We start from the raw sequence: 3,890 nt of genomic DNA, 5'->3' as shown, positions 1-3,890 counted from the left end.
TAATGTATTTACCACATATTCGACATAATCTTCAACACCATCATTTTTTTCAATGATGGGAACTAAAGCAAATAAGATCAGTTCTTTTCCAGATATTTCAGTATTGTCTTTAAGTTTGTCATTAATAGTATTAATAATTTCTTCACTGTCATAATCAGTTAAACTAATCACGTCATAAATGAAGTCATTGTCTTTGTTCACGGTATATATGATTTTTTTAGATTCTTCTTTAGTGGTAAAAACACATAGGTTAACTTCTTTTGGGATTGAATCGAATTTGTAGTCGGATATTGCCACATATATGTGGAATCTTTGGTGATGTTTTTTTCCGACTTTTGTTGATTGAAGTTCGATTATCAATATTTCATCATCCAATTCCAGTATTATATCTGGCACAAATGTCGTTGGATCTAGTTGGCGCAATTCTGTTGTCATTATCTTGACTTTTTTGGATTTTTTACCTAAGATATCTAAGAATATTCGTGCATCTTCCTCACTAACCTCTTTAAATATCATGTCTTCCTGAAATTCTGACATCTAAAAACCTCTTAAATTAGTTTAATATAGTAATATATTTCTAATATTATTTAAATTTATCATTAAAATAATTTACATTATTTAATTTAAAAAATATTATGTAATAACATCAATTTTGTAAATCTAAATCAATTTTATTAAGTGAAGTAAATATTACGTGATGAGAACAATTTTTTAAAAAAAGAAACATTAGAATCATAAGATTTTTCTATTGTTAAAATGAAATTTATTAAGAGGCATTAGTGTAGTAAATCAATAAGGTTGCGAACATATCATACGTTTTATACGAATTGTTCGTGTTTATTCAGTTATTTTTTTCAATAATTTATGGAATTTCCAAATTGAATGGCGATTCATTATTGAAATAGCTCTTTGTGTTTGAATATTCATTGGACAAATATTTTCACAGGCAAGAGATTTCACACAATCATTATAAAAATGATTACTGTAATTTTCTTTGAGAAACTTTAATTTATCCATATTACTTTCCTGTTTTGATATTTTAGAGGATGTCACAGGTAAAATTGCGCCATAGTAATTGTCTTCGCCGGTATAGTTAGGACAGGCTTCTAAACAGCACCCGCACATCAAACATTGTGATGCTTCATATTCAAATTCTAGATTATCCTGATTAATACGTGATTCTTCTTCAAGCCATTGCCGGGAATTTTTAATGTTTTCAAACATTGAGGTTCTATCGACAACCAAGTCCTTTACAACATGAAACTTGCTTAAGGGTTCTATTGTAATCTTATGCGTTTTTTTGGTTGTTGCTTCTCCATTCACAAATGTTTTGCATGCAAGCTTTGGTAAACCATTGATTATCATTGAACAACTTCCGCACAGTCCTTGAAGGCAACTGGACGAATAATGGATTTTAATATCATGTTTCACATTGATTCTTTCTAATAGAGTAGTTACCGGAATGTTGAGATTGCCTTCATAAGTATATTCCTTCATGCCTTTTGAGGTTTTTATAATTACGGTTATTGACTCCATTTTTACCAGCTCATTCTCTCCTCTGTATCGTTGAATGTAATTTTTAATTCATCATTGTCAAATGATATCACGGTTGTTTTTAGGTATTCATCATTTGTTTCGGGATAATCTAATCTTTGATGTGCGCCTCTGCTTTCTTTCCTTGCTAATGCTGATGATAGCATTGCTTTTGCAATATCTGTCAGTGATTTTAATAAAATGTAATCATAATAGCACCCATGACTGTTTACATGAATTGTTTCAAGGGAATCCAGTTTATTCAATCCTTCTTTTAGTTCACTTTCCGTTCTGTAAATCCCCATGGTTCTGTTCATTATATTTGCAATTTCTTCTTCAATTTCATATGATGAAATGTTGTTGGCCTCTTTTTGCAGTTCCTTCCAATTTTCATAGGCTTCATATTCGTAGTTTAATATTTCATATTTTTCAGAACTATTATTTTCACATGAAATTTCTTCCAATTGATCAGCCACTATCCATCCACCGTGTATGGCTCCAAGCAATGAATTTCCTCCAAGACGGTTGGCGCCGTGGTACTGTGAAGAGCATTCTCCAATAGCGAATAAATTCCTAATATTGGTTTTATGAGCATCGTCTGTACGTATGCCTCCCATGAAGTAATGGACGCCCGGATAAACTGGAATTGGCTCACGAGTAGGGTCAAGATTTAGATAGTTCATACAAACATCATAAACCTCATCAAGCTTAGTTTTGACGGTTTTTTCATCCAAGTGAGTTAAATCCAAATAAACCTTATTTTCACCATCAATTCCCATGTTATCTTCATGACATACTCTGTATATGCTTCGAGATACAACATCGCGTGGCATTAAAGCACCCTGTTCAGGATACCATTCTTCCATGAAATACCATTTTTCACCATTGCGCAAAGTATATAATTTACCACCTTCTCCACGGGCGGCTTCAGTAATGAGCATTCTTTTAACAGGGGTTTCTATGGTTGTTGGATGGTACTGTATCATTTCCATATTGGCTAATTCAATGCCCTGATGCAATAATTTCCCGCTTACAAATCCGTCATTGTGCAGGGATCCGCTGATTTTTCCAAAAACCTTATTCATGCCGCCGGATGCTATAACAACAAAATCAGCATAAAAATCTCTTATTTCCTCTGTATTTTCGTTAATCATAACCACGCCACGACAGACTTTATCATCGTCCAATATCAATGATAAGAATCTCCAACCGACATATCTTTTAATTTTATCTTTATATTCCCATTTCCTGCATTCGGTGTTGATCGCTGTTAGTATCTGTTTTCCTGTTCTTGCACCGGCATAAGCTGTTCTCATCTTCTTTTGGCCACCAAAGTACCTGACATCCACATTGCCGTCGTCATCTCTTGTGAAACTTGTTCCAAGTTTGCTTAACCAATCGATTATTTCTGGGGCATCATTTGTTAGTTTTTCCACGGCATTATGGTTGTTGATATGTTGTCCTGCATTAATGGTGTCTGTATAATGTTCATTTACAGAGTCATCTTCTCCTTTAGTGTTTAATGCGGCATTTATTCCGCCCATTGCCATTACTGATTGGGATCGTTCTGAATGCGCCGGTGAAAATAATTTCACGTGCATATTTTTGCTGGCGGATTTTACGCTACAGGTCAGTCCTGCAAGACCTGCACCAATCACTATAATTTCTTTTACCATAAAATCAACTCTTTCATAGAATATAATATGATAGTTCTGTTAGGAACAATAATGTGAATATTATAATTAACAGGATTCTGATAACTTTCCTGCATTTGTCAAAATCATTTTTTTCAACTAAAAATCCAAATGAGACCAATAATCGTGGAATGCTTATTTGCAAATGGATGAATAATGTTATAAAGAATAATGTGTCGATAGTTAGATGAGTAATTTGCCAATTAAAATTTGGAATATATGCTGGAAGATAAATGTATGATAAAACATGCGCTACAATAAAGATGATTATAAATATCCCACTGATTGCCTGAACTATCGTATCCTTATTGATATTGGCATATACATGTATTTTTCGCTGTTTAATCTTGTCTTTGATGAATAGATATAAACTTATAATTATATGGGCTATGACAAAGAATAATAGTACTTCACCGGTTACAATAGTATTTGGAGTGTATTCAATTAATCCAGCTAGTAACAATCCTGTTAATAAAGCATGAGATGCAAGTATTAAAATTATTATTATGACTAATAGTGAATTTAATTTTCGTAATTGAAACATTGTTAGTTATTTATGGTCATGTTAATTAATTAATTTTTGTATTCAGGATGTAGTCTCTTAAAATTAGCAATATTTAATAGTTATCTAGTCAAACAGTTATTCTTTTTTATCAGAGTTTA

At 32.4% G+C, this 3,890-nt stretch carries 4 protein-coding genes; all 4 read right to left on the bottom strand.

Annotated elements, in window-relative coordinates; translation table 11 throughout:
- Positions 1 to 537 (bottom strand): hypothetical protein (locus tag QZN27_RS09230; RefSeq protein ID WP_296786758.1); only part of this gene is annotated, 537 nt, incomplete at its 3' end.
- A gap of 300 nt (positions 538 to 837) precedes the next feature.
- Positions 838 to 1,536: a 2Fe-2S iron-sulfur cluster-binding protein gene (locus QZN27_RS09225; RefSeq protein ID WP_296786755.1), complete on the bottom strand. Its 699-nt coding sequence runs from the start codon at positions 1,534 to 1,536 to the stop codon at positions 838 to 840.
- A gap of 2 nt (positions 1,537 to 1,538) precedes the next feature.
- The gene (locus tag QZN27_RS09220) at positions 1,539 to 3,209 is read right to left on the bottom strand and encodes an FAD-binding protein (protein ID WP_296786752.1); all 1,671 of its coding nucleotides are present in this window, start codon (positions 3,207 to 3,209) and stop codon (positions 1,539 to 1,541) included.
- A gap of 13 nt (positions 3,210 to 3,222) precedes the next feature.
- Positions 3,223 to 3,690 (bottom strand): hypothetical protein, encoded by a 468-nt coding sequence (locus QZN27_RS09215; protein ID WP_296786749.1) that lies wholly within the window; start codon positions 3,688 to 3,690, stop codon positions 3,223 to 3,225.
- Positions 3,691 to 3,890: the final 200 nt, after the last annotated feature.

This window comes from uncultured Methanobrevibacter sp. (assembly GCF_900316895.1).
GTDB lineage: Archaea > Methanobacteriota > Methanobacteria > Methanobacteriales > Methanobacteriaceae > Methanocatella.
This window is presented reverse-complemented; position numbering and strand designations above follow the sequence as displayed.

What these genes read in the sequence shown, in the direction of transcription:
- QZN27_RS09220 (WP_296786752.1), bottom strand. Translation starts at nt 3,209, where the DNA reads ATGGTAAAAGAAATTATAGTGATTGGTGCAGGTCTTGCAGGACTGACC.
- QZN27_RS09225 (WP_296786755.1), bottom strand. Translation starts at nt 1,536, where the DNA reads ATGGAGTCAATAACCGTAATTATAAAAACCTCAAAAGGCATGAAGGAA.